Raw genomic sequence first — 1,052 nt, 5'->3', positions numbered from 1 at the left:
AGGTGACCGGCGAGGACGGCGACGACGTCCGCGACCGGATCCGCGACGGCCTCGACGCCGGTGTCGACCTCCGCGACTGGGAGCTTCCCGACCGAGAGACGCGCGTCGAGACGGTCGCCGCCGAGGCGGACCGGTACGCCACCGCGGTGGTGATCGCCGCCTACGGCGAGTCCGAGCCGATCCTGTAGCGCAGCCGGGCGGATCCTGTCGCCGCCGACGCCTTTTTGACTCGTTGCCGCGTACGTGTCGTGTCTTCGAATGAACGGCAACAACCCGTACGCCGGGGCACCGGGTGTGACGGACGCGGGCTCGCCCGCGGCCGTCGACCTCTCTCCGGATCAGGAACGACAGCTCCGGCGCGCGGTCGCCGGAATCGTATCGCGAACCGAATCGTATCTCCCCGACAGCTACGCCGTCGGCTCCGAGCTGTCTGTCGGTGCGAACGGTCCGCAGGCGACCGTCGCCGTCAACCCCCCGGCGGGCCACCCGGTCTCCGCCGGATTCACGCCGGACCCGGAGGACCTCGACGCCGGAATTGCCGAGTCCGACACCGACGAGGTCGCCCGCGGGCTGGCCGCCAGCGCCGCGGTCCAGGTGATGGACGCCGTCGGCGACATCACGCCGACCGCCAAGTAGCGACGCCGCTCGTTCCGATCAGTCTGAACCGTTTCGTTCAGTTCGCCCCGCCTCGTTTTCCGTCGTCCTCGCTTCCGTCGTCGCCTCCCGTACTCCCCTCCTCGCCCTCCGCGTCGTCCTCCTCGTCGATCGGGTACACTCGATTCTCGCCCACTCCGGGCGGTTTCACGATGCCGGTGACGCGGCCGTACATGCCGAAGATATCGTCGTAGCCGCGTTCGCTGGCGAGGATCGGGACCACGCCGGGCTCCTCGACGCGGTGGGTGTACACGTCGTCCTCGGCGAACACCGCGCCCTCCGGGATCGGCTCGAAGTTCGCGAAGTGGACGTGCGGCTCCCCGCCGCCCTTCGGCACCTCCTCGCGGCCCTCGACCACCGTCGTCTCCGAGAACGTCGGCTCCTCGTCCGCGATCGCG

At 70.2% G+C, this 1,052-nt stretch carries 1 protein-coding gene and 2 pseudogenes; 2 read left to right on the top strand and 1 reads right to left on the bottom strand.

What is annotated here, in order from left to right:
* Positions 1-188, top strand: a pseudogene (locus BN903_RS11445) (pyruvoyl-dependent arginine decarboxylase subunit alpha); the annotation flags it as partial.
* Positions 189-258: 70 nt separating this feature from the next.
* On the top strand, positions 259-636 hold the full coding sequence (locus tag BN903_RS11440; RefSeq protein WP_006628157.1) for a DUF5811 family protein: 378 nt from the start codon (positions 259-261) through the stop codon (positions 634-636).
* 37 nt (positions 637-673) lie between these two features.
* Here the strand turns inward: BN903_RS11440 and BN903_RS11435 are convergent.
* Positions 674-1,052: pseudogene (locus BN903_RS11435) on the bottom strand (succinylglutamate desuccinylase); the annotation flags it as partial.

The organism is Halorubrum sp. AJ67, assembly GCF_000513435.1.
This window is presented reverse-complemented; position numbering and strand designations above follow the sequence as displayed.